We start from the raw sequence: 25212 nt of genomic DNA, 5'->3' as shown, positions 1-25212 counted from the left end.
TTTGCCGATCAGGCGCATTCATCCGGCATTTCAAGAAGGTCTATGGGGTCACGCTAGAGCGCTGGGTGGGGCTTCAGCGGTTTTCTGCGGCAACGGTCAGCAATGGTAGTTTGTCACAGTCTTTTTTCGTGGCGCAGACCTGAAAATAAGGGCCGGATCCGTTGGCCTGATATGATCTCGTCTCCTGCGTGGATTTCGAAATCCTGCCTCGTCCAGCGGACGACAGGCGCGGCCGGCCACCGTATTTATCCGTAAAGTGGCATTATCATATGCATTGCGCATGCCTACAGTAAGAAAGCTTGATGACATAACTTGCCTCCCGGATCCGAGCTATCGGCATGAGCCGAAAGCTCTCTCCAGTATGACGCCTGGCTGTGCAATCAGCAGCCGGTGAGACAGGGAAAAGGTTCAAGGCGCAACTATGTCTTCAAATGATAAACCACTTATCGCAATTGTCGGTGCAACCAGCAAACAGGGCCGTAGCGTCGCAGCGACGCTCCTTCGCAGCGAACGTTTCCGCGTACGCGCCTTAACCCGAAAAAAGGATTCACCCGAGGCTTTAAGTCTGGAGAAACTTGGAGCTGAAATTGTAACAGTCCCTCTCCAGCTTGGTTTCCAGAAGGATCTCGTTGCTGCCTTCGAAGGCGCGGACGGGGCATTTCTGATGACGCCGCCCGTCATGCCACCGGAGACAATAGAGGCTCCCATCGGCCGCCAACTGGCGGATGCAGCGGTTGAGGCAGGTGTCGGACATATTGTTTTCAGCACGCTCGAGAATGTCGACGCCATCTCCGGCGGGACGAAGTATGCTCCGCATTTCACCGACAAAGCGCGCGTTGCAGACTATATTCGCGGTCTGCCGATCTCTTATTCCTTCGTCATCCTGGCATTCTTCTACACGAATCTTCTCGAATATTATCCGCCGCGCATGGAAGGTGATACGCTCCTGCTGCCGATTTATCTTCCTGAAGATTTTCGAGCGCCTTTCGTCGATCCGCTCACGGCGACCGGGCCGGCTGTGCTGGAAATTTTCTCAAATCCCGAGTGCTACAACGGGAAAACGCTGCCTATCGTCGGCGATATCATCTCTCCGCGCGAGATGGTCGAAACTTTCCGAGAGGTAACCGGCATCAAGGCAGAATATCGAGATGCTTTCACCAGGGACGGCCTGCTGCAGCATTTTCCGGAGTTTGCCGCCAACGAGTTTCTCGTGCGAGAGCTTCTGGGGATGGTCGAATATGCTGTCGAATATGGTTATTTCGGCAGGGAGCATGATCTGGAATGGAGCCGTCGCCTGGATCCCGACGCGCTCGACTGGGAACAGTATCTTCGGACCACGGGCTGGCGCGGCGACAAGCGATCTTTCGGGGTCTGAGTCACGATGGTCGGATTCCCGGCAGTTTGGAAATTTCGGCGACAAGAAAATCGGTGAGAAGGCGAACGCGGGCAATAGCGGAACGCTCGGGCACGATGAGCAGGCTTAGCGGCACCGGCGACGGACGATAGTCTTCGAGCACGACCTCGAGCCGACCGTTGTCCAGGAGATCGTGGACCAGCCAAAGGTGGGCGGGACCAATGCCGCGTCCTGCGGCCAAGGCTTCGCGCGCCGCAAGCCCGTGATCGACGCGCAGCTTCCCATTGACTGGAACCGTCACATTCACGCCATGGCGGGAGGAGAGAGTGACCTGATCGCTCCCGGCTATATTGGACATGATGACGGTTTCGTATCGCGAGAGATCGTCCAGGTGCTCCGGCCGCCCGTGGGCGGAGAAATACGCTGGAGCGCCTACCATCAGCCGATGGCTTTTTCCGAGCGCATGAAGCTTCATGGAGCTGTCGGTGAGAGGCCCAAGCCGGAGCGCCACATCAACGCCCTCGCGAACCAGGTCGATGCGCTCGTCGGTTAGGTTGAGATCGACGCTGATATCCGGATGCTGGTCCTGAAATTCGAAGATGAGGCGGGTGATGTGCATCACGCCAAGCGCTGCAGTACACGAGAGCCTGACAGCGCCTGCGGCCGCCCGACGGGCATTTCTGGCTTCTTCGGTAGCCTGCTCGACCAGGCGTAATACCTGAAGGCAGTTGGCATAATAGCGGCTGCCTTCGTCGGTAAGGGTGACGCGACGCGTGGTCCGGCTGAGGAGAGGTACGCCGACTGCGTCCTCGAGCTCATTGAGGTGCCGCGTCACGGTTGATTGACCGACACCGAGCTCCTTTGCCACCGTAGACAGGTTGCCCCGCTCGGCAACGCGAACAAAGGTGCGCATCCTGTCGAGAGACAGTCCCGTGTTATCCATTTTTCAGCACAGTGATGGTCATTCAACCAATGTAGGGAATAACCGGGCCTGCGACTAGTCAAGCATGGGCAGAACAGTTCGCTTTCGACGGCTTCACATGCCGGCGATTTCCCGACCTCAAGCGGCATTTTCCGCAAGATCGGAGCGGCGGGCGATGAAGCGGGCGAGCGCCGGGCCGATCAACAGGATCATCATGAAGCGGCCGGTCTGCATGGCCATGACGAAGGGCACGTCGACATCGCTGGACGCGGCAATGATGGCGACGGAATCGGCGCCGCCGGGGCTGGTCGCGAGATAGGCGGTGAGCGGGTCGATACCGGCGAATTTGTGGAGTGCCAGCGCCATGCAGCCGCAGAGCGCCATCAGGATGATGATGGAGGCGGAAACGCGCGGCAGGGCGCGGGCGGCGTGTTCGATGATCGAGCGGGTAAAGCGCAAGCCGATGCTCCAGCCGATCAGTGCGTAGCTGAGCGCCAGGATCCAGGTCGGCAGCTCGATCTTCAACAGGCCGAAGCCCTGCAGCACGGCGCCGCCGATCAGCGGGATGACGATATTGCCGCCCTGGATGCGGAAGCGGAAGACGGCGTAGCAGCAGAGGGCAGCGAAGGCGACAGTCATGGCGAAGGCCGACCAATCGACCGGCGGGAAGAAGATGACCGGCGGCGGCTCTTCGCTATCGGCGGCAACCCAGAGGCGGGAGATGACGGACGCGCCGACGGCGACGAAGACGACGCGCAGATATTGCATGAAGGCGACGAGGCGGGCATCTGCTCCATAGGCTTCCGACATGATGACCATGGCCGAGGCGCCGCCGGGCGTGGAGCCCCAGACGGCGGTCGTGCCCGGCAAGACCTGCCAGCGTGTGAGCAGCCAGCCAAGACCGGCGGCAATGGCGATCACCGAGACGATGAAGACGAAGAAGAGTGGCGCGTCCTTGGCCATGGTGCCGAGGATATCGGGCGTGATGTTGCGCGCCATCAAGAGGCCGACCAGCACCTGGCCGAACTGCAGCGGCCAGTAGGGGATGCGCAGCTGCCCCGTGCTGACGGTGAGCGCCAGCACGATGGCCGCGACCATCGGGCCGATCAGCAGCGAGGCGGGCAGGGCGAAGAGTTCGAGGAAAAGGACTGATATGGCCGACAAAGCGAGCAGCAATGCCCATTTGGGCAGGCTCGCTTTCTGATGGAAGCTGCTTGCGTCCAAAATTTTGATCCCCGAACTTTTCGACCGGAGCGAGCCCGAAGGCGGAGGTGGGAGGAGGCCCCGGCAGTATGAAGAGGCCGGCTGCGAGGGCCGGCGGGCGCAGACCCGATATAGGCGCGCGGTGGCCAATGGGTCAATTGCGGAATCTGACCTTTGTGCTCCTAAAGGCGGATGTGTTTCGCGAGGAAATCAAGCAGGGCGCGAACGCGTGCGGGGAGAGGGCCGCCCTGGCCGATATAGACGGCATAGAACTCCTCGACATCGCCGGGATTGAGTTTTTCCAACACGGGAACGAGCCGACCGGCAGCGATATCGGTACGCACGGTGAATTCTGTCATGCGGGCAAGGCCGGCGCCCGAGAGCGCGAGATATCGCATAGCCTCGCCATCGCCGACCTGAAGGCCGGGGGTGAGGGGAATGGTGATCGTCTCGCCGGCATCGATGACCGGCCAGCCTTCCAGTGCGCGGGCATAGGAAAAGCCGATGCGGCGGTGATTGCGCAGTTCTTCGGCCGAGCGCGGTTTGCTGTGTCGCTCAAGATAATCGGGCGAGGCGACGATGATCTTTCTGGCAGCGCCGAGCTTGCGAGCGATCAGGCTCGATGTCTTCAGCGGGCCGGCCCGGATTGCGACATCGGCACGCTCTTCCAGCAGATCGACCACCTTGTCGGTATGGGTGATATCGAGGGTGACATCCGGATGCTCGGCCATGAAGGCCGGGATCAGCGGCGCCAGAACATGATTGCCGAAGGAGCCGCTGGTGTTGATGCTGATGCGGCCCGCGGCCTGTTCTCCGGCCGAGGCGAAACGCTCAGCCTCCGATATATTGGCGAGGATCGCGACACTGCGCTCGTAGAAGGCACAGCCTTCGGGCGTCAGTTGCAGCTTGCGCGTCGAGCGGTTGACGAGGCGGGCGCCGAGCCTGGTTTCCAGCCGGGCGACCAGCTTGCTGACGGCTGACGGCGTCATGCGCCGCACCTGGGCCGCAGCGGAAAAACCGCCGCGCTCGACGACGCTGACGAAGACTTCCATTTCGCCCGATCGATTGATGTCCTGACGGCTCATGATGAATTCAAATCACAGATGATATGCTCCAAGGCAATCTATATCATCGTTCTGGCCCGGTCTATCTCTTCAGAAAACAGGAGATTGAATCATGGAATACAGAAATCTAGGCGCATCGGGCTTGAGGGTGCCGGTGCTGAGCTTCGGGGCCGGCACCTTCGGCGGCAGCGGGCCGCTCTTTGGCGCTTGGGGCACGACGGATGCGGGAGAGGCGCGACGGATGGTGGATATCTGCCTGGAGGCAGGTGTGACGCTGTTCGATACGGCGGACGTCTATTCGGCCGGTGCTTCCGAGGAGGTGCTGGGGCAGGCGATCTCCGGAAAGCGCGACGCGGTACTGGTCTCGACCAAGACGGCGCTGCCGATGGGCGAGGGGCCGAATGATTGGGGCACCTCGCGGGCGCGGCTGATCCGCGCGACTGAGGATGCGCTGCGCCGGCTCGGCACCGACTATATCGACCTCTTGGAGCTTCATGCCTTCGATGCCTCGACGCCTGTCGAAGAGGTGCTCGCTACGCTCGATGGGCTCATGGCCGCTGGCAAGGTTCGCTACGTCGGTGTTTCCAATTTCTCCGGCTGGCAGCTGATGAAATCGCTTGGGGTGTCGGAAAAATATGGATACCCGCGTTACGTGGCCCATCAGGTCTATTATTCGCTCGCCGGGCGGGATTACGAATGGGATCTGATGCCGCTTGCCGCCGACCAGGACGTGGGGGCATTGGTCTGGAGCCCGCTCGCCTGGGGCCGGCTGACCGGCAAGATCCGCCGCGGCGCGTCGCTGCCCGAGGGAAGCCGTCTGCACCAGACTGCCGAATACGGCCCGCCCGTCGATGACGAGAAGCTTTTTGATATCGTTGATGTGCTGGATGAAATTGCCGCCGAGACCGGCAAGACGGTGCCGCAGATCGCCATCAACTGGCTGATCGGCCGGCCGACGGTTTCAAGCGTCATCATCGGCGCGCGCAACGAGGAGCAGCTCAGGCAAAATCTCGGCGCGGTCGGCTGGAGGCTGACGCCGGAGCAGATCGGGCGGCTGGATGCGGTGAGTGCCGTGACGCCGCCCTATCCCTATTTTCCCTATTATCGGCAGGAGGGCTTTGCGCGGCTCAACCCGCCCGCGGTCCCTGCAACAAAGATGGGATGAAATCTTCCCGAATCTTGGCTGGACAGCTGCTTTGACTTGCCTCATACCCGGCCTGCTACAGATGCTGTAGCAGGCTGTGGAATGCAGGGAGATCAAGGGCATGGCACTGCGCGACGCGAAGGCTGGGGTGCGAAACGAGGCAGGCATAGAGGCCGTCACCGGCATTCTGAAACAGCGCTTCGGAGAGCGCTTCCAGACCGGCCAGGCTTTTCGCGCCCAGCATGCACATACGACCACATATATTCCCGCCCAGCTACCCGACGGCGTGCTTTTTGCCGAGACCGCTGACGATGTGAAGACCGCTGTACGGGCCTGCGCCGATCATAAAGTGCCTGTTATCGGTTTCGGCACCGGCTCCTCGCTTGAGGGGCAGGTCAATGCGCCAAATGGCGGAATTTCCATCGATTTCAGCCGAATGAACCGGGTGCTTGAAGTCAATCCGGAGGATCTCGATTGCACGGTCGAGCCGGGCATCACCCGCGAAGCGCTCAACATCCATCTGCGCGATACCGGCCTGTTCTTCCCGATCGATCCCGGCGCCAACGCCTCGATCGGCGGCATGACCTCGACACGGGCGTCCGGCACCAATGCCGTTCGTTACGGAACGATGAAGGACAATGTGCTTGCCGTTACGGCAGTGACCGCTTCCGGCGAGGAAATCCGCACGGCGCGGCGGGCGCGCAAGTCGTCGGCCGGTTACGATCTCACACGGCTTTTCGTGGGTGCGGAAGGCACGCTCGGCATCCTGACCTCGGTGACGCTGCGCCTGCACGGCATTCCGCAGAAGATCGCCGGAGGTGTGTGCGCCTTCCCGAGCGTCAAGGCTGCCTGCGACGCCGTCATCATGACGATCCAGATGGGCATTCCGGTGGCGCGTATCGAGCTTGTCGATGCGCTGCAGATGCGCGCCAGCATCGCCTATGCCGGCCTTCCCTATGAGGAGAGCCCGGCGCTCTTCCTCGAGTTCCACGGCACGGACGAGACGGTGGCTCTGCAATCGGCCGCCTTTGCCGAGATCGCGGCCGAATGCGGCGGCGGCGAATTCAAGTGGGCGGCGAGCCCGGAGGAGCGCACGAAGCTCTGGAAGGCGCGCCATGATGCCTACTGGTCGGTGCGGGCGCTCGCGCCCGGACTTGCCGTACTTTCGACCGATGTTTGTGTTCCGATATCGCGGCTTGCGGATTGCGTTGCCGAAACGCAGGCCGATATCGAGGCGAATGGTTTGCTGGCGCCGATCGTCGGCCATGCGGGCGACGGGAACTTCCATGTGCAGCTTTTGTTCGACGACAAGAGTGCCGCGGGGATTGCCACGGCCGAGGAGTTCGTGGCCCGGCTGAATGTGCGGGCGCTGGCAATGGATGGCACATGCACCGGCGAACACGGGATCGGGCAGGGGAAAATGGCATTTCTAGAGCAGGAGCTCGGGGGTACGGTGGACCTGATGCGCCAGATCAAGCGCTCGCTTGATCCTGACAATATCCTCAATCCCGGCAAGATTTTTCATCTGGGCTGAAAATGGAATAATCTCATGATCTTGGCCCTTGCCCCCGGCATGAATAGCGCTAGTGTCGGCAACAGAATCCCGAATGGAGAATCCCTGACTTGGTAGGCCGGTTCCTCGTCTTTCTAGGAGGAGTGATCGTCGTAGTGCTCTTCGTGGCGCTGCTGGCACCGCTGTTCATCGACTGGACGGATTTCCGGATGAATTTCGAGGATCAGGCAAGCCGCATCATCGGCAAGAAGGTGACGGTGCATGGCACGGTCGACGCGCGGCTGCTGCCGTTTCCGTCCGTGACGCTGCATGACGTGCGCGTCGGCCAGGAAGAGGACGGCACGCCGGTCGTCCAGGTCGAGCAGTTCTCCATGGATGCCGAGCTTGCGCCTTTCCTCTCGGGCGAGGCGCTGATCTTCGACATGCGGGTCGTCAACCCCAAGGTGCGGCTGCGGCTTCTGAAGGACGGCTCGCTGGACTGGATGCGCGGCAGCCAGCCGGAAATTCCGGCCAAGACCGTCGTTCTGGAAAATGTGCATGTCAACGGCGGCGAGATCGAGTTCATCGACGACCAGTCCGGCCGTTCGCGGCATGTGACGGGGCTCAATGCGGAAATGTCGGCGAAGTCGCTCGCCGGTCCATGGCGCATCGAGGGCGATGGCACGCTCGACGGCGAACATGGCAGCTTTTCCATCTCCAGCAATCAGCCGGACGAGAGCGGCGTGTTGCGCGTGCGCACCCGGCTTGCGCCGGACAAGCATCCCGTCACAGTCGATCTCGATGGTGAACTGAAGCTCGTCGACAGCCGGCCGAACTATCAGGGCACGCTGGTTGCGGCGATCGAAAACCGTGAGGGCAAGAGCGAAAAGGGGGAGGCGCCGCCGCGCCTCAAGGGGCGTTTCGAACTCACCAACGACCGCATCCGCGTTCCCGAATACCGTATGGAAGTCGGCTCGACCGACGACCCCTATGTGATCACGGGCGAGGCGACGCTCGACACCGGCAGCGCGCCGGAATTCCTGCTGACCGCCGATGGCCAGCAGATCGACGTCAACCGTATCGGCAATCAGGGTGCCGCGGGCAAGACCAACCGCGACCCTGCGGTTTCGGCACGTCAGCGATTGAACTCGCTGCTCGAAATTGTCGGCCAGGTTCCGATCCCGCAAGTGCCGGGCAAGGCGACGGTGCGCCTGCCGGCAATCGTTGCCGGCGATACGACGATCCGCGACGTGGCGCTGGAACTGAGGCCGGCCGGCAATGGCTGGATGATCGACAATGCCGTCGGCACGCTGCCCGGCCGCACGCAGGTGGAAGGCAAGGGCAAGCTGACGCTCACGGGCGATCCGTCCTTCAACGGCCAGATGGTGGTTGCCTCCACGCAGCCTACGGGCCTTGCCTCCTGGCTGGCAGGTTCGGTCGATCCGGCGATCCGCCAGCTCCGGCAGGCGGGCTTTTCGGCCAATGTCAGCCTGACGCGTGATCTGCAGCGCTTCGAGAACCTGGAGATCGCGATCGGTGCTGCGACGCTGAAGGGTCGGCTGGAGCGGCAGGCGACCAACGGCCAGACGCCGTCGCTTTCCGTTGCGCTCAATGGCGATTCACTCGATCTCGATGCGCTGAGGGCGTTGACTGGTCTCTTTACCGGTCAGGATGCCGGCGACAATGTGCTCGATCACAAGATTGCCGCGCAGCTCAAGGCCGACAAATTCACGGCCTTCGGCGTGCAGGCCGATAATGTCGAGACGACCTTTACGCTCGCTGATGGGGCGCTTTCCGTCGACCGGCTGTCGATCAAGAACCTTGCGGGCGCCGAACTGACGGCGACGGGCAAGGCGGAGGGATCGCTTCTCGACTATAAGGGCACCGGCGAGATCACCTTCAAGGCCGCCGATCCCGGCGCCTTCTTCGCCATGCTGCGCGAGCATCTGCCGCATCATCCTGTAATGGACCGGCTGGTGCGCAACGCCGGCTGGTACGGCAATACGGCGCTGCGCGGCGCGCTGACGCTCGGCGGGGACGACGGCAATGCGCTTTCGGTGACGCTCGCAGGCGTTTCGAACGGCAGCCGCGTCAATCTCGACTACCGCATGTCCGACCTCCTGGCGCTGACGGGCAGCGGCACGACGACGCTGGAGGCGACGCTCGACAATGCCGTGCCGTCGATCCTGTTCGGGCAGGCGGGTCTCGATCCGCTGCCGGTCGACGCGGGCGCCAATGGCCGCATGACGCTGAAGGTAACGGCGGCGGGCAATGATCCTGCCGATGCCGCGCTGACCTTCGCGACAGACCGGACGTCGTTTACGGCAAACGGCAAGGTCGATGTACGGCCCGACACTTTCATGAACGGCAATGTCGCCGTATCGCTCGAAAGCGCCGATCTCGATCCGTATCTGGTCATGAACGGCATCGCGCTGCCTGAGCTTGGCACCGGGCTGCCCTTCAAGCTGCAGACCAACGCGACCATCGATGCCGATAAGGTGGTGTTGGCGGATCTCAACGGGCATGCTGCCGACAATGAATTTGCCGGCGGGCTGACCTTCGATCGCAAGGCGGCAAAGACGACGGCGAGCGGCACGCTCGCGCTTTCCAAGGCCGATCTCGGCTGGCTCGGCGAAGCCGTGTTCGGGCAGATCAACGATCCCGCCAACGGCCAGTTGACAACGGCCGCCCTCGGCCTGCCGCTCTTCCGCGATCTCGACGTCAATCTGAAGCTGACCGCCAAGCAGTTCTGGCCGGGGCTTTTGAACACGGCTGTGAACGATTTCACCTCAAACGTTGCCTACAAGGGCGACGAGCTGCAGCTCAACGACATGGCCGGCAACTGGGATGGCGGCGCGCTCTCCGGCAATATGCTCGTTACGAATGCCAATGGCACGGGCTTCCTGCAGTTGCGGCTTGCACTTGCCGATTCCGATCTCGGCGGCGTCGTCTGGCCGCGCGACGGCGCGCCTGTCGCCAACGGCAAGTTCGGCATGTCTCTGGCGCTCGAAGCTTCGGGCAAGACGGTTTCGGAAATTGCGAGTTCTCTGAACGGCTCGGGCGAAATCCGGCTCGGCGAGACGAGCGTTCGCGGGCTGAACCTTGCGATCCTGGCGCCGCTGCTGGCCGCCACCGATCCGATGCAGGACCAGATCAATGCCGGCAAGATACATCCGATTGTCGAAACGCTGCTGAACAATGGCGAGGCGAAGCTGCCGCCGCTCGGCATTCCCTTCAACGTGACTGACGGTACGCTGCGGGTCCAGAATGTCAGCGTTGCCAACGATCTGGCACATTTGAGCGCCGACGCGCAAATCGAGCTGCCGCAGGGGCGCATCAGCGCGACACTTGGCATCGGCCTCAATCCCGGCGCGGAGGCGCTTTCGGGCGCGGAGCCGGGCATCCGGCTGAACTTCTCCGGCCTGCTGGCCTCGCCCGGCAAGACGATGGATGTGACCGATATTACCAGCTTTCTCTCGCTGCGCGCCTTCGAGCGCGAGCGGCGTCGTGTCGAGCGGCTGCAGACCAATGTGCTGGAAAAGCAGCGGCTGCGGCGCGAGGTGGCGCTCTATCGCTTCAATGACGCCCAGCGGGCTGCAGCTGCCGAGATCGAGCGGCAGCGGCAGGCGGAAGAAGAGCGGCTGAGGGCTCTTGCGCAGCAGGCGGCCCAGCGCAAGGCGGAAGCCGAGGCGAAGGCGGCTGCCGAAGCTGCGGCGCGCGCCAAGGCTGAGGCAGAAGCGAAGGCAAAGGCTGCTTCGGAGGCTGAGGCCGCGCGGCGGGCAGAACAGCCCTTGCAGCCCGGCCAGCTCAATTTCGATCAGTTGCCCGGCGTTCAGGCCCAGTAAGAAGGGCTGGTCAAGCGGACGATCAGGCGTTCGCCACGGCGTTTTTCAGCCAGCACAGAACGTGCAGGCGCAGCGCCGAGGAGAGGTTGCTGTCAGGCGCGCGGCCATCGTCTATTTCTGATATCAGCGCCGCGAGCGGCATGGAACGACCCGCGGCAATCGCCTTCAACTCGGTCCAGAATTCATCTTCCAGCGAGAAACTGGTGCGGTGCCCATGCAACGTCGCCGAATGTTTGCGGATCATCGCCTGCTTCGTCTTCGTTGAGAAAGCGATTCAGTCAGGAACCGCATCTGTCTGATCGCCCAGGCTTTTCACCCGCCGGCGATCAGGTCTTGTCGTCTTCAATCCGGCCCTGATCAAGCGCCTTTTCGGCCTTTTCGTTGAGGGCGCGGGTCAATTGCTTTTCAGCCTTGGTACGGCCGTGGGAGATGCGGTTTTGCTCTGCCTGCTTCTCCTTTTCGGAGCGAGCCTGCTGCTTGCGGAACTGGCGTAGATTGAGGATTTCGGCGCTCACGCGGTTGCCTCCATCATGAAAAAGGGAGGCTTTCGCCTCCCTCGGCATTACTGCTTCTTGCGGAAAGAATCGAGCGAAACGACGGAGCCCGGTTTCTTTTCCTCGCCTTCTGCGGCAGGCTTTGCGGCCGCGTCCTCCGTCTTGACGGCATCAACGGGATAGGCGGTGATCTCGGCGGCCGGAAGTTCCTCGCCGTCGCTCAGCGGTACGTCGAACTCCAGCTCGAAATTGACCGAGGGGTCGTAGAAGCCGCGGATGGCGTTAAAGGGAATGACGAGCTTTTCCGGCACGTCTGAGAAGGACAGGCCGATCTCGAAATGGGATTCGGTGATCTTCAGTTCCCAGAACTGGTGCTGGATGACGATGGTCATCTGCTCGGGATATTTGGACTTCAGGTGCTGCGAGATGCGCACGCCGGGAGCGCCCGTGAGAAACGTGATGAAGAAGTGATGGTCGCCGGGCAGACGGCCCGTCGTTGCGACTTCGGTCAAGACCTTGCGGATGACACCGCGCAACGCGTCCTGTGCCAGAATGTCGTAGCGGATATGATCCTGCCCCATGCTTTTCCTGTCTTTCGTCGGTTTGGAAGTCTTTTCACGAACTTGTATGGCACGTCCGGGCGCTTTGGGAAAGGCGCAAGCCGATTCATGCGTTCATCAAGCATACATGATTTCATCGAAAAAGGGGAGAAGGTGAAGGCTTCTGTTGCCAGGTGCCTTCGGACCCCGCCTTACGGGGCTAACCGTAAGGACTTAGAGCGGAATTCCCGCACCGCCGTTAGGCAGCGAGAGCGTATTCCTTAGCGTTGTTGTCGTTTGCAACTACACTTGTGACCCGATAACGGCGGTATCATGCCGAGCGAAAAGTCGATCTTTACACCCTTGTCGATCCTATTTCGCCCCCATCAAAAGCAGGCCCTTCTCCAAAAGGAGAGCCGCCTGTTTTTGGTGGAGGCGCCGGGTACCGCCCCCGGGTCCAATAGGTTTATTCCACCGCCCGTTTATCGCCATAGCCGGCCCGAAAGCCGGCATGGGTGATATAGTGTTTTTGTGATCGCAAGGGAAGGGGATACGTCATAAAAGCGTCGTGCTCTCCAGGGATTTTGCTTGGATAATCAGCAAGGCGCATTGGTTTGCGGCCGCTTTGCCCTTAAATTGGGTGCAAAAGGAATCGGTGGCGACCATGAAGCAATATCTCGACCTCTTGAGCCATGTGATGGAAAAAGGCACCGACCGGGGTGACCGCACGGGCACCGGCACGCGTTCGGTCTTCGGCTATCAGATGCGCTTCGATCTCGATGCCGGCTTTCCGGTGCTGACGACGAAGAAGCTGCATCTGCGCTCGATCATCTATGAACTGCTGTGGTTCCTCAAGGGCGAGACCAATATCCGCTACCTGCATGAAAACGGCGTCAGCATCTGGGACGAATGGGCCGACGAGAACGGCGATCTCGGCCCGGTCTATGGCGCGCAGTGGCGCTCCTGGCCGGCACCCGATGGCGGGCATATCGACCAGATCGACAATCTCGTGAAGGGCCTCATCAAGAACCCCAATTCGCGCCGTCACATCGTTTCGGCCTGGAACCCGGCAGAAGTGGACGAGATGGCGTTGCCGCCCTGCCACTGCCTGTTCCAGTTCTATGTGGCTGACGGCAAGCTTTCCTGCCAGCTCTATCAGCGCTCGGCCGACATCTTCCTCGGCGTTCCCTTCAACATCGCCTCCTATGCATTGCTGACGATGATGGTGGCGCAGGTGACTGGGCTGAAATATGGCGAATTCGTCCATACGCTCGGTGATACACATCTCTATCACAACCATTTCGACCAAGCGAAGCTGCAGCTGGCGCGTCAGCCGAAGCCGCTGCCGCGCATGCTGATCAAGCGCGATGTGAAGGATATCTTCGGCTTCGTCTACGAGGATTTCGAGCTCGTCGGCTACGCCGCCGATGCCAATATCAAGGCGCCGATTGCCGTCTAAACCTTTGGATTTTAACTTGCAGTGCATGCGTCCGGGGACTATGGACGTTTGTTCGTAGTCTACGGGTAGGTTGTGCGGTCTAAGTTGATGAAAAAAAACGAGAAGAGGGTGCGGATGCCTTCCGCCGCATCTATCGTTGCGCGCAGCTATCCCGATAGGATCATCGGTATCGAGAACACACTTCCCTGGCATCTGCGCACGGATTTGCAGCTATTCAAACAGCGTACCCAAGGTCATGCGGTGATTATGGGGCGTAAGACATTTGAATCTATTGGCAAACCGCTGCCGAAGCGAACTAACATAATATTATCTCGCACCGAGCCTGCGTTTCTGAAGGAATTCCCGACCCTCAAGTGGGCAAGAGACCCTGAGACCGCACTACTTTTGGCTGATATTGAGTCGATTATTTCTGGCAATATGAAGTTTTTTGTTATTGGTGGAGATCAAATCTACAGGGTATTCGAGAAATATATTAACAGTATATTTGTTACCGACGTTTTTTGTGGAAACATAAACGGCGATGCCAAATTCGAACTTGATTTCGGCCAGAGAGATGACGACACAAAAACTGAATGGATTGTCAGATCTGAAGACGATTTCCCAAAGACAGAATTCGATCAGTATCCGTTTCGGATAACTCAGTACGTTCGCCGTAAGCCTTTCCATCGATATCGGGTGAAAGAGGAACTTATGGGACGGGAGCCTGATTTTGCAGTTTTACTTGAGCGATATGAGGCCAAGCTAGAGCAGGATGGGACCGATCAGTTGGACTTTTTTGAGTAAGCCGACTGTATGCAATCAGAGCCTTTGCATCCGGCTAACGGTCCTAAAAGGAACTATTTTCCAATTATATTGACCAAGTTTCTGACGCTGCGTTGAAAGCAGATGCGGTGATACCTATAACGGTCGGATCGCATCCGCCGGCAGCCCCCACGGCGGTCGGATGTGTATGACGTAACGAACAACGAGGTTTTGATGCCCTGGAGCAATCAGAATGGCGGCGGCGGCCCTTGGGGCGGCGGCGGCGGTAATAATCAGGGACCATGGGGGCAGGGGCCGAACCGTCCACGCGGCGGTGGCGGCGGCAAGGGCGGTCCGCCCGATCTGGAAGACATCATCCGGCGCGGGCAGGATCAGCTGCGCGGCTTCATTCCGGGTGGTTTCAACGGCGGTGTCGTTGCGATCATCGTGGCTGTTGTCGCGATCTTCTGGCTTTTCCAATGCATTTATGTCGTCCAGCCGGACGAGCGCGGCGTTGAACTGCGCTTCGGCCAGCCCAAGCAGGAGATTTCCATGCCGGGCCTGCATTTCCATTTCTGGCCGGTTGAAACCGTCGAGACGGTCAAGGTGACGGTGCAGCAGTTGAACATCGGCGCGACCACGGCAGGCTCTTCGAGCGGGCTGATGCTGTCGAGCGACAAGAGTGTCATCAACGTGCAGTTTGCCGTCTTCTATACGATCAGCGATCCCAAGGCCTATCTTTTCGGTGTGGAAAATCCGGCTGAAACACTGCAGCAGGTTTCCGACAGTGCCATGCGCGAAGTCGTCGGCCGCCGTCCGGCGCTGGACGCTTTCCGCAGCAACCGCCAGCCGATCGAGACGCAGGTTCTCAACATCGTTCAGGATACGATGAACCGTTACGGCGCGGGCATTACCGTGACCGGCGTGACGATCCAGAACGTGGCGCCGCCGCGCGAAGTCGCCGACTCCTTCGAAGAAGTACAGCGTGCCGGCCGCGACCGCGACAGCACGATCGAAGACGCCAACCGCTATACGAACCAGAAGCTCGGTCAGGCACGAGGCGATGCAGCCCGCATCCGCGAAGACGCAGCCGCCTACAAGGATCGCGTCGTCAAGGAAGCGGAAGGTGAAGCCCAGCGCTTTACGGCCATCAATGACGAATATTCGAAAGCTCCCGATGTGACGCGCAAGCGCCTGTTCCTGGAAACGATGGAGCAGGTTCTGAAAAACTCCAAGAAGGTCGTGATCGACGACAAGCAGGGCGTTGTGCCCTACCTGCCGCTCAACGAGATCAACAGACCGGCGGCAGCAGCACCGGCACGGCAGGGAGGTTGAACCATGGTATCGAACAGACTTCCCGTAATCCTCATCGCGCTCGCGATCCTTCTCGCCATTCTTTATTCGTCGATCTTCGTCGTGAATGCGCGTGAGCAGGCCATCGTCGTGCGCTTCGGTCAGATCCAGTCGGTGAAGAGCGAGCCCGGCCTCTACTTCAAGCTGCCATTCGGCTTCATGGATGCCGACCGCGTGCAGTTCGTGGAAAAGCGTGCGCTCAGGCTCGACCTCGACAATATCCGCGTTCAGGTTCAGGACGGCCAGACCTTCGATGTCGACGCCTTCGTGATCTACAACATCTCGGATGTGCGCCGTTTCCGCGAAACGGTCTCCGGCGACCGCGACGCTGCCGAAGCACGGTTGCGTGCGCAGCTCGATTCCTCGCTTCGCCGCGTCTACGGTCTGCGTGACTACAATGCCGCGCTTTCGGAAGAGCGTGTGGCGATGATGCTCGAAATCCGCGACGATCTGCGCACCGATGCCGAAAATCTCGGCCTGCATATCGATGACGTCCGCATTCGCCGGACGGACCTTTCGCCGGAAGTGGCTCCGAACACCTACAACGCCATGCGCTCCGAGCGTCTGGCCGAGGCCGAGCGCATCCGCGCCGAGGGTAATGAAGAGGGCCAGCGTCGCCGGGCTGTCGCCGACCGCCAGGTCGTCGAGATTACCGCAGATGCTCAGCGCGATTCGGAAATCCTGCGCGGTCAGGGTGATGCGGAGCGCAACCGTATCTTCGCCGATTCCTTCGGCAAGGATCCGGCCTTCTTCGAGTTCTACCGTTCGATGGCCGCCTATTCCACGGCACTTTCCTCGCCGGACACGACGCTGGTGCTTTCGCCGACCTCGCAGTTCTTCCGCTACTTCGAGAATGCGGACGGCAACCAGCCTGCTGCACCGGGCCAGACCGGGGGCCTCGTGCCGCCTGCGGCCGCACAGCCGGCCGCTCCGGCACTGCCGGCGAACTGACGACAGACTGAATGCAGGACCTCCTGACCGGACTTGCATTCTTCCTTATCATCGAGGGGCTGGTCTACGCACTGGCCCCTCGTTTTCTTATCGAGATGGCGAAGCTTCTCCCCACCGTTCCGGAGCGGCAACTCAGGGTCTTCGGGCTTGCCGCGATAGCGCTCGGCGTCGGCTGTGTCTGGCTTTTGCGAGGCTAGATCACATTCGCAAGGGGATTTCGCGAAAAGGTGATTTCGCCCTCCATCATTCCGCCTTATGCTGGTGCTGTATGTGCGCCTTTACCCCAGACGAGGAAGCTTGATGGCCCCCACGACTCGCTCGCCCTTCAGACGAACGCTCGCGCTGCTGGCCGGCACCGCCCTTCTGGCAAATGTCGGCGCAAGCGGTGTTGCGCATGCGCAAACCGCCCCCGCACCAGCGACACCTGAACAGGCAGCACCGGCTCCTGCGGCCCCTCAACCGGCGCCGGTTTCCCCGGCTGCGGTGGCACCCGCCGCTCCGCCCGTGCAGATGACGGCTCCGGGCAATGGACCGGCTTCGGTCGCCGATCTCGCCGAGGGACTGCTCGATGCCGTGGTCAATATTTCGACCTCGCAGAATGTGAAGGATGACGAGGGCGCAGGCCCGGCGCCGCGTGCGCCCGACGGCTCGCCCTTCCAGGAATTCTTCAACGATTTCTTCAACAAGCAGCAGGGCAATCGCGGCCCCAATCACAATGTCAGCTCGCTCGGCTCCGGCTTCGTTATCGACCCCAGCGGCTATATCGTTACCAACAACCACGTGATCGAGGGCGCCGACGACATCGAGATCAATTTCGCCAACGGCTCCAAGCTGAAGGCCAAGCTGATCGGTACGGACACCAAGACCGACCTTTCGGTATTGAAGGTCGAGCCGAAACAGCCGCTGAAATCCGTCAAGTTCGGCGATTCCAGCGTCATGCGTATCGGCGACTGGGTGATGGCAATTGGCAACCCGTTCGGCTTCGGCGGATCGGTGACGGTCGGCATCATTTCGGGCCGCGGCCGCAATATCAATGCCGGCCCCTATGATAATTTCATCCAGACGGATGCGGCCATCAACAAGGGCAATTCGGGCGGTCCGCTCTTCAACATGAAGGGCGAAGTGATCGGCATCAATACGGCGATCATCTCCCCGTCGGGCGGCTCGATCGGCATCGGCTTCTCAGTGCCGTCGGAGCTTGCCTCAGGCGTGGTCGACCAGCTTCGCGAATATGGCGAGACGCGGCGCGGCTGGCTCGGCGTGCGCATTCAGCCCGTCACCGACGAAGTGGCCGACAGCCTCGGCCTCGACACCGCCAAGGGTGCGCTAGTCGCTGGCGTCATCAAGGGCGGGCCGGTCGATGACGGCTCGATCAAGGCCGGCGACGTGATCCTGAAATTCGACGGCAAGGTCGTCAGCGAGATGCGCGACCTGCCACGCGTGGTGGCCGAAAGCCCCGTCGGCAAAGAAGTCGATGTGGTGGTGCTGCGTGACGGCAAGGAGCAGACCGTCAAGGTAACGCTCGGTCGTCTCGAAGATAGCGACCAGGCCGCCGCCAACGACAATTCGACGGATGACGGTGTCATCAATCCCGATCCCGGTGAAAACAACGATATGGACGAACCGGATCAGGGTGGCGATCAGGGGCAGGCCGCACCTGACGGCCAGGATCCGCAGCAACAGGGCCAGGGACAAGGGCAAAGCCAGAGCCAGGATCAGGCAACGCCCGGTCAGGCTGCTCCGAAGCATGTGCTCGGTCTTTCACTCTCGCTGCTCAGCCCCGAGACCCGCAAGGCCTTCGGCATTGCCGAAAGCGTTGATGGTGTCGTCGTGACTGAGGTTGCGCCGGGTTCGGCCGCTGCCGAAAAGGGTTTGAAGCCCGGCGACGTGATCGTCGAAGTGGCGCAGGAATTCATGAAGTCGCCGGATGCTGTTGCCACCAAGGTGCAGACGCTGAAGCAGGAAGGTCGGCGCAATGCGCAGATGATGGTCGCTGCAGCGAATGGCGACCTGCGGTTTGTCGCAGTGCCGATGGAGTGAGGGCTGTCGGTTGGCGGAGGATGCCGTGACTAGGGTAGTTGATTAGTCGCGGCGACCGCCCAGTTCTCCCTCATCCCTGTGCTTGTCACAGGGATCCAGCCTGCCCAAGTCCTTGGGCAGGAAAGACTTTCTCCCTTTACGGAGAATACGAGTCATTCACCGCGCTGACGCTCGGTGGCTGGATTCCTGTGACAAGCACAGGAATGAGGGTGGGGAGGGCGCTTGTCGCCCCAAGACGCGAAAGGAGCGGTTATGACGCTCCTTTTCAGTTTTCAGCCACGCCTCGTGCGGTTCAAGCCGTCACGAAATCCGTCTTCCGGTAGCCCTGGATATAGAGCAGCGCGGTCAGGTCGCCGTGGTTGATCTGCATGTCGGCTTCGGCAGCGACAGCCGGTTTGGCGTGGAGGGCGACGCCGGAGCCGGCCAGATGCAGCATGCCGAGATCGTTGGCGCCGTCGCCGACGGCAATGGCTTCTTCGGGGGAAATGCCGAGGCGGGTGGCGATGTCGTTGAGAGCATCGACCTTGGCCTGCTTGCCGAGAATGGGTTCCGCGACGTGGCCGGAGAGGAGGCCGTCTTCCTCAAGCAGGAGATTGGCGCGGTTTTCGTCGAAGCCGAGGGTGGCTGCGATGCGGCTGGTGAAGACCGTGAAGCCGCCGGAGACGAGGGCGGTATAATAGCCTTTCGACTTCATGGTAGCGATCAGTTCAAGGCCGCCCGGGGTAAGCGTAATGCGCTTGGCGATCACTTCGTCGACGACCGAGATCGGCAAGCCCTTCAGGAGGGCGACGCGTTCCCGCAACGCCGGTTCGAAGGCGATCTCGCCGTTCATGGCGCGGGCGGTGATGGCGGCGACCTTTTCCTTCAGGCCGACTTCGGCAGCGAGTTCGTCGATGCATTCCTGGCCGATCATTGTCGAATCCATATCGGCGATCAGCAGCTTCTTGCGGCGGGTTTCCTGTTCCTGGATGACGAGATCGATCGGGCTGTTGGCGATGACGGCGTGCAGATTGGCCTCGACTGCCTGCCTGTCGGAGCCGTCTGCGAGCACGATATCGCAGGCAATGCCATCCGCCAGCCAGTAGAGCCCGGATGCCTTGACGGCGTCTGAAGCGCGCTCGGCGATCTCAGGCGAAAGAACGGGGTTTGACGGATTGGCAACAAGCGTGGCAACGAGGGCCATGATGGAAAACCTTCTGAGCGCTGTGAATGCGATCCTGATAACCGGGCCGACTGCCAGCGGCAAGTCCGCGCTCGCAGTGGAGTTGGCCAAAGAGCATGGCGGCGTGGTGATCAATGCCGACAGCATGCAGGTCTATGACACGCTGCGGGTGCTGACGGCGCGACCCTCCGGAGAGGATATGGATGGTGTGCCGCATCATCTCTACGGCCATGTGCCGGCCGCGCAGGCCTATTCGACCGGTTCCTGGCTGCGGAACGTGACAGCGCTTTTGCCGCGCATCCACGCCGAGGGAAAGCTGCCGGTCTTCGTCGGCGGCACAGGGCTCTATTTCAAGGCGTTGACGGGCGGGTTGTCGGAAATGCCCGTCATTCCCGAGGAGGTAAGGCAGCGGCTGCGCGCACGGCTTCTGGAGGAGGGTCCGGAGGTCCTGTATGCGGAGCTTGCGAAGGTCGATCCCGCCATTGCCGAAAGCCTGAACGTACAGGACGGGCAGAGAATTGTGCGGGCGCTTGAGGTTTTCGAGGCGACGGGCCAGTCGATTGCGGAATTCCAGGGGCAGGCGGGGCCTGTCGTCGTCGATCCCGATACGGCCCGCAAGATCGTCGTGCTGCCGGATCGCGCCGTGCTGCATCAGCGTATCAATGGACGTTTCGAGAAAATGCTGGAGCAGGGGGCGGAAGACGAGGTGAGGGCGCTACTCGCGCTTGATCTTCCCCCGGAAATGCCTGTCATGAAGGCGATCGGCGTGTCGCAGATCGCGGCGATGCTGCGCGGCGAGATGACCCGCGCCGAGGTGATTGAGCGTGGGGCCGCCGCCACACGGCAATATGCCAAGCGGCAGATGACCTGGTTCCGCAATCAGATGGATGAAAGCTGGGAGCGGCTTTCGCCTTAGCGCCAAAGCGACCCATGCTTCCCGCCCGCAAACGGCTAGAATGATCTTCGAATCATGACCAATGGAGCTATGGGGGCCGGCATGAACAACTTTCTCGCCAAGACGCTTTCTTCGATCAACGCCTTGATCGCTATCGTCATTCTTGCTTTTTCCACGCTTTCGGGTGCGACTGCAGCAGCGGCGCAGGGTGGATCGGGCATGTTCATCGTCGGAGCAATTTTGGGCGCCATCGGCGGCATCGTGATTGCAGCGTTGATCTGCGGCACCATCGCCTTCCTGGCACTGATCGAGCGGCATCTCTCCGAAATCGCAGCGGCAACGCGCCAGCCGCGTTCGTAGGCAGTACTCAGTCCTTATCGTAAAGGCTGCTCAGCGGCTTCTTCAGGATGCTTTCGCGCAGCGACATGCCGCCCTCGCGACGCGGCGCTGACGTCTGTTCGCCGAAGGCGGGCCTCGACTGCTCGTCGCGGCGCATTTCGCGGCGCAGCGCTTCGAGGCGTGCGTCAATGGAAGTCTGCGGCGAGAGCGGTGGGGTCTCGGGATGTTGCGCGCGGCTTTGCGGCAGCAGTCCGGGGCGATAGGGTTCGAGCGGCGCCTGTGCTGCTGATGGAGCGGCATAGGGCTGGTTGGCGTGGGGCTGAGCAGCGTCCTCGTCTTCGAAATCCTCTTCCGGCTCGTAATCCGCTATCGCTGCACTGTAGTTCTGCTGGAAGGTGGAGATATCGGGGCCTGATGTGATCGCCCGCATGCGGGTGACGATGCGGCGCAGGTCGACGGTGTCAGGGTCTTCCTCGGCATGTTTGCTGGTGGCGCTATGGGCCTTCGGCAGCAGGGTTTCGTCGACGCGCAAGAAGCGCATGCGCATCGGCACCCGGATCGCCTCACCAAAGGCGATCGCCTCTCCATTGCCGATCGAGGAAATGAAGCTCGTCGTCGAGATCGAGGAATTGGGGATGGCCGAGCGGATGATTTCCTGGTCGCGGTCGTTGGCAAGGCGCATGGCAAAGAGCGTCGAGCACTGCGACAGGATCGTCTGGTCGAGTTCGCCGGGGCGCTGGGTGATGATGCCGAGCGAGACACCGTATTTGCGGCCTTCCTTGGCGATGCGGGCAATCGCCTGCCGCGTCGGCACAAAGCCGAGGTTCGGGTCCGAGGGTATATAGCGGTGCGCCTCTTCGCAGACGACCAGCATGTGAATGGCGCCTTCGCTCCAGAGCGCGATTTCGAAGGCCATGCGGCAGAGTACCGAGGCGACGGAGTTGACGACCTCGGAGGGGATGCCGGCGAGCTGGAAGGTGCAGATCGGTCTGTTGTCGCCGGGGATGCGGAAGATCTGCGCGATGGTCTCGGTGATCGTGTCGCTGATCGTGTTGCTGGAGAACATGAAGTGATAGCGCGGATCGTTGATCGCGGCGATGATGCGCATCTTCAGTGAGCGCAGGAAGGGCTTTTCGGCGCGACCTTCCAGCCTGCCGATGCGCTCGTCGATGAGGGCAAGCAGATCGGCGATGCGATAGGGCACCGGAGTGTCGGCGGTGATCGAGCTCTTTTCCGTCTGGCGGCGCACCAGCGAACTGTCGCTGCCGCGAAAGGCGCGTTTGGCCTCCGGCAGGATATCGCGCAGCATGTCGAGTTCTTCGGGCACCGGCGGGCGGCCGCGAAAGACAACTTCGGCGAATTCCTCGAGCCGCATCAGCCAGAAGGGCAGGTCGAGCGTGTCGGTGTCGATGGTGACGGCGTGTTTCGGGAAAGCGGCGGCAAATTCATTATGCGGATCGAGGATCAGCACGCGCAGCTTCGGATCGGCCTCGATCGCCTTGTGCAAGAGCAGCGAGACGGCGGTCGATTTGCCGACGCCGGTCGAGCCGACCACGGCGAAATGCTTCGACAGCATCGAGGGGACATGGATCGCCGCGTCGATGCTTTCATCCTGCGTCAGATTGCCGATGACGGCAGTGGCGCCCTTGCCGGCATCATAGATGCGTATCAGGTCGGCGGAGCGGATGCGGTGGGCGATGGCGCCGAGATAGGGGTAACGCGAAATGCCGGTCGAAAATTCCTCGCGGCCGTCTTCATCGACGCGGACTTCGCCGAGCAGTTCGGTCTCGATGCGGAAGATATTGTCCTGACCTTCGCCCCAGCCCTGGCTACCGGTATTCATGGAAAAGACGAGGGCGACGACGCGATTGCGCCCGACGCTGATCGAAATCAGCCGGCCGACGGACCATAATTCGGTGAGATCGGTGCCGCCGGCTTCCGCCACGGCGGCGATGGTGGCGCGCGATCCGCTGCATGCAACGACACGCCCGAGAAATCGATTCCCCGGCGCAAGGCTGTCGCGGCGATCCTGTTCGCCTGCTTTGCCTGTCGTCATCATGTCGTTGTTGAGCAAAGGGTTACTCCCTGCATTAAAGGGCAGGATAGAATCGATCCTTTAATAAATCCTTCAGCCCCAGAATTGGACGGCCCATTGGACGGTTTGCGCAGTTGACGGCGTGCCGATTTTTTATTGCGGAATGCGTTGACGCTGCGAAATTTTCTGTCTATCACTTCCGCCCATGACAATTTCGAACGTTCTTATCGTGGTGGGAAAGCGCATGGGCAGGATGGTGTAACCATCCGGCGATAGCCACCCATGCGCAAGACGAAGGCTCCTCAGGGGCCTTTTTTTATGCCCGAAATCAGGGCTTCCGGCCACAAACCTCAGATCTCCAGCATCAAACGGAACAGACACATGGCGAGCACGGACAATCAAGCGGCAGACAACAGGATGACGGGAGCGGAAATCGTTCTCCGCGCGCTGAAGGACAATGGTGTCGAGCACATCTTCGGCTATCCCGGCGGTGCCGTGCTGCCGATCTATGACGAGATCTTCCAGCAGGAGGATATCAAGCACATCCTCGTGCGCCATGAGCAGGGCGCCGGCCATGCGGCCGAAGGTTACGCCCGCTCCACCGGCAAGGTCGGCGTCATGCTGGTCACGTCAGGCCCCGGTGCCACCAATGCCGTCACGCCGCTGCAGGATGCGTTGATGGATTCCATTCCGCTCGTCTGCCTCTCCGGCCAGGTTCCGACGCCGCTGATCGGTTCGGACGCCTTCCAGGAATGCGATACGGTCGGCATCACGCGCCCCTGCACCAAGCACAACTGGCTGGTCAAGGATGTCAACGAGCTCGCCGCCGTCATCCATGAGGCCTTCCGTATTGCCCAGTCGGGCCGTCCGGGTCCCGTTGTCGTCGATATCCCGAAGGACGTGCAGTTTGCCACCGGCACCTACACGCCGCCGGCCGATCATGCCATCCAGAAGAGCTACCAGCCGAAGATCCAGGGTGACCTGAACCAGATCCAGGCGGCGATCGAGTTGATGGCCAACGCCCGCAAGCCGGTCTTCTATACGGGCGGCGGCGTCATCAATTCCGGCCCGGAAGCCTCCCGCATGCTGCGCGAGTTGGTCGAATTGACAGATTTCCCGATCACCTCGACGCTGATGGGCCTCGGCGCCTATCCGGCTTCCGGCAAGAACTGGCTGAAGATGCTCGGCATGCACGGCTCCTATGAGGCCAACATGGCGATGCATGATTGCGATGTCATGGTCTGCATCGGTGCCCGTTTCGACGACCGTATTACCGGTCGTCTGAACGCCTTCTCGCCGAATTCCAAGAAGATCCATATCGATATCGATCCGTCTTCGATCAACAAGAACGTCCGTGTCGATGTCGGCATCCGTGGCGATGTCGGCAATATTCTGGAAGACATGATCCGCCTGTGGCGGGCACTGCCGAAGAAGCCGGAAAAGAACCGTCTCGATGCCTGGTGGGGCGATATTACCCGCTGGCGCGCCCGCAATTCCTTCGCCTATACGATGAGCAAGGACGTGATCATGCCGCAATATGCGCTGGAACGTCTCTTCGCGTTGACTAAGGATCGCGACACCTACATCACGACCGAAGTCGGCCAGCACCAGATGTGGGCGGCCCAGTTCTTCGGCTTCGAACAGCCGAACCGCTGGATGACCTCGGGCGGCCTCGGCACGATGGGTTATGGCCTGCCGGCAGCGCTCGGCGTGCAGATCGCCCATCCGGAAAGCCTCGTCATCGATATTGCCGGCGATGCCTCGATCCAGATGTGCATTCAGGAAATGTCGGCAGCGATCCAGCACAACGCGCCGATCAAGATCTTCATCATGAACAACCAGTACATGGGCATGGTGCGCCAGTGGCAGCAGCTGTTGCATGGCAACCGCCTGTCCAACTCCTATACGGAAGCGATGCCTGATTTCGTGAAGCTCGCGGAAGCCTATGGCGCCGTTGGCCTGCGTTGCGAGAAGCCTGACGATCTCGATGCGACGATCCAGGAGATGATCGATGTCAAGAAGCCGGTTATCTTCGATTGCCGCGTTGCCAATCTCGCCAACTGCTTCCCGATGATCCCCTCGGGCAAGGCCCATAATGAAATGCTGCTGCCGGACGAAGCCACGGACGAAGCGGTCGCCAACGCGATCGACGCCAAGGGCCGTCAGCTAGTATAACAATA

21 protein-coding genes and 1 other RNA gene are annotated in these 25212 nt (G+C 61.0%); 13 read left to right on the top strand and 9 right to left on the bottom strand.

The features are described from left to right. The first annotated feature begins 421 nt into the window (after nt 1-421). The gene (locus AB8B33_RS14360; RefSeq protein ID WP_439015902.1) at nt 422-1375 is read left to right on the top strand and encodes an NmrA/HSCARG family protein; all 954 of its coding nucleotides are present in this window, start codon (nt 422-424) and stop codon (nt 1373-1375) included. Between the two features lies 1 nt (nt 1376). On the opposite strand, the gene AB8B33_RS14355 is transcribed toward AB8B33_RS14360, so the two are convergent. From AB8B33_RS14355 to AB8B33_RS14345, 3 genes are all read right to left on the bottom strand, one after another. Continuing rightward, a complete protein-coding gene (locus AB8B33_RS14355; RefSeq protein ID WP_439015901.1) occupies nt 1377-2297 on the bottom strand; it encodes a LysR family transcriptional regulator in 921 nt (306 codons plus the stop codon). A gap of 117 nt (nt 2298-2414) precedes the next feature. Beyond that, nucleotides 2415-3509: an AbrB family transcriptional regulator gene (locus tag AB8B33_RS14350; protein WP_439017253.1), complete on the bottom strand. Its 1095-nt coding sequence runs from the start codon at nt 3507-3509 to the stop codon at nt 2415-2417. Between the two features lie 152 nt (nt 3510-3661). Then, complete coding sequence (locus AB8B33_RS14345; protein ID WP_439015900.1) at nt 3662-4564, bottom strand: LysR family transcriptional regulator; 903 nt, start codon at nt 4562-4564, stop codon at nt 3662-3664. Nucleotides 4565-4655: 91 nt separating this feature from the next. On the opposite strand from AB8B33_RS14345, the gene AB8B33_RS14340 reads away from it, so the two are divergent. The 3 genes from AB8B33_RS14340 to AB8B33_RS14330 all read left to right on the top strand — a co-directional run bounded on the left by AB8B33_RS14340 (nt 4656) and on the right by AB8B33_RS14330 (nt 11024). Next, a complete protein-coding gene (locus tag AB8B33_RS14340) occupies nt 4656-5708 on the top strand; it encodes an aldo/keto reductase (RefSeq protein ID WP_439015899.1) in 1053 nt (350 codons plus the stop codon). 100 nt (nt 5709-5808) lie between these two features. Next, nucleotides 5809-7221 carry an FAD-binding oxidoreductase gene (locus AB8B33_RS14335; protein WP_439015898.1) on the top strand — a complete coding sequence of 471 codons (1413 nt, stop codon included), beginning with the start codon at nt 5809-5811 and terminating at the stop codon, nt 7219-7221. Between the two features lie 89 nt (nt 7222-7310). After that, nucleotides 7311-11024, top strand: coding sequence for an AsmA family protein (locus tag AB8B33_RS14330; protein ID WP_113325499.1), 3714 nt, complete (start codon nt 7311-7313; stop codon nt 11022-11024). Between the two features lie 22 nt (nt 11025-11046). Here the strand turns inward: AB8B33_RS14330 and AB8B33_RS14325 are convergent, their stop codons facing one another. The 4 genes from AB8B33_RS14325 to ssrA form a co-directional block, all read right to left on the bottom strand. After that, nucleotides 11047-11268, bottom strand: a complete 222-nt coding sequence (locus AB8B33_RS14325) for a ribbon-helix-helix domain-containing protein (RefSeq protein WP_113325498.1) — start codon at nt 11266-11268, stop codon at nt 11047-11049. Nucleotides 11269-11350: 82 nt separating this feature from the next. Then, nucleotides 11351-11539 carry a DUF4169 family protein gene (locus AB8B33_RS14320; protein WP_439015897.1) on the bottom strand — a complete coding sequence of 63 codons (189 nt, stop codon included), beginning with the start codon at nt 11537-11539 and terminating at the stop codon, nt 11351-11353. A 47-nt stretch (nt 11540-11586) separates the two neighbouring features. Continuing rightward, a complete protein-coding gene (locus AB8B33_RS14315; RefSeq protein ID WP_113325497.1) occupies nt 11587-12099 on the bottom strand; it encodes an SspB family protein in 513 nt (170 codons plus the stop codon). 131 nt (nt 12100-12230) lie between these two features. Beyond that, nucleotides 12231-12607, bottom strand: a transfer-messenger RNA (tmRNA) gene (ssrA, locus tag AB8B33_RS14310). 114 nt (nt 12608-12721) lie between these two features. On the opposite strand from ssrA, the gene AB8B33_RS14305 reads away from it, so the two are divergent. The 6 genes from AB8B33_RS14305 (at nt 12722) to AB8B33_RS14280 (ending at nt 18601) form a co-directional block, all read left to right on the top strand. After that, entirely contained in the window at nt 12722-13516 is a 795-nt protein-coding gene (locus AB8B33_RS14305; protein ID WP_439015896.1) for a thymidylate synthase, read from the top strand. 114 nt (nt 13517-13630) lie between these two features. Further along, nucleotides 13631-14299, top strand: coding sequence for a dihydrofolate reductase (locus AB8B33_RS14300; RefSeq protein ID WP_439015895.1), 669 nt, complete (start codon nt 13631-13633; stop codon nt 14297-14299). 192 nt (nt 14300-14491) lie between these two features. Then, on the top strand, nt 14492-15592 hold the full coding sequence (hflK, locus tag AB8B33_RS14295; protein WP_113325494.1) for an FtsH protease activity modulator HflK: 1101 nt from the start codon (nt 14492-14494) through the stop codon (nt 15590-15592). Between the two features lie 3 nt (nt 15593-15595). Continuing rightward, nucleotides 15596-16561, top strand: a complete 966-nt coding sequence (hflC, locus tag AB8B33_RS14290) for a protease modulator HflC (protein WP_113325493.1) — start codon at nt 15596-15598, stop codon at nt 16559-16561. Between the two features lie 11 nt (nt 16562-16572). After that, nucleotides 16573-16758, top strand: a complete 186-nt coding sequence (locus AB8B33_RS14285) for a DUF2065 domain-containing protein (RefSeq protein ID WP_113181050.1) — start codon at nt 16573-16575, stop codon at nt 16756-16758. A 103-nt stretch (nt 16759-16861) separates the two neighbouring features. Then, nucleotides 16862-18601 (top strand): Do family serine endopeptidase, encoded by a 1740-nt coding sequence (locus AB8B33_RS14280; protein ID WP_113325492.1) that lies wholly within the window; start codon nt 16862-16864, stop codon nt 18599-18601. A gap of 292 nt (nt 18602-18893) precedes the next feature. Here the strand turns inward: AB8B33_RS14280 and serB are convergent, their stop codons facing one another. Further along, the gene (gene serB / locus AB8B33_RS14275; RefSeq protein WP_439015894.1) at nt 18894-19784 is read right to left on the bottom strand and encodes a phosphoserine phosphatase SerB; all 891 of its coding nucleotides are present in this window, start codon (nt 19782-19784) and stop codon (nt 18894-18896) included. Here serB and miaA point away from each other — a divergent pair. Together miaA and AB8B33_RS14265 are read left to right on the top strand one after the other, a co-directional pair. Further along, on the top strand, nt 19783-20679 hold the full coding sequence (miaA, locus tag AB8B33_RS14270; protein WP_439015893.1) for a tRNA (adenosine(37)-N6)-dimethylallyltransferase MiaA: 897 nt from the start codon (nt 19783-19785) through the stop codon (nt 20677-20679). The genes serB and miaA overlap by 2 nt on opposite strands. A gap of 81 nt (nt 20680-20760) precedes the next feature. Continuing rightward, nucleotides 20761-21018 carry a hypothetical protein gene (locus tag AB8B33_RS14265; RefSeq protein WP_113323372.1) on the top strand — a complete coding sequence of 86 codons (258 nt, stop codon included), beginning with the start codon at nt 20761-20763 and terminating at the stop codon, nt 21016-21018. A 7-nt stretch (nt 21019-21025) separates the two neighbouring features. Here the strand turns inward: AB8B33_RS14265 and AB8B33_RS14260 are convergent, their stop codons facing one another. After that, complete coding sequence (locus AB8B33_RS14260) at nt 21026-23071, bottom strand: ATP-binding protein (protein WP_439015892.1); 2046 nt, start codon at nt 23069-23071, stop codon at nt 21026-21028. Nucleotides 23072-23413: 342 nt separating this feature from the next. Here AB8B33_RS14260 and AB8B33_RS14255 point away from each other — a divergent pair, with 342 nt between their 5' ends. Beyond that, nucleotides 23414-25207, top strand: a complete 1794-nt coding sequence (locus tag AB8B33_RS14255) for an acetolactate synthase 3 large subunit (RefSeq protein ID WP_439015891.1) — start codon at nt 23414-23416, stop codon at nt 25205-25207. The last annotated feature ends 5 nt before the right edge of the window (nt 25208-25212 follow it).

This window comes from Rhizobium sp. 768_B6_N1_8, from assembly GCF_051811225.1.
Lineage (GTDB): Bacteria > Pseudomonadota > Alphaproteobacteria > Rhizobiales > Rhizobiaceae > Rhizobium.
This window is presented reverse-complemented; position numbering and strand designations above follow the sequence as displayed.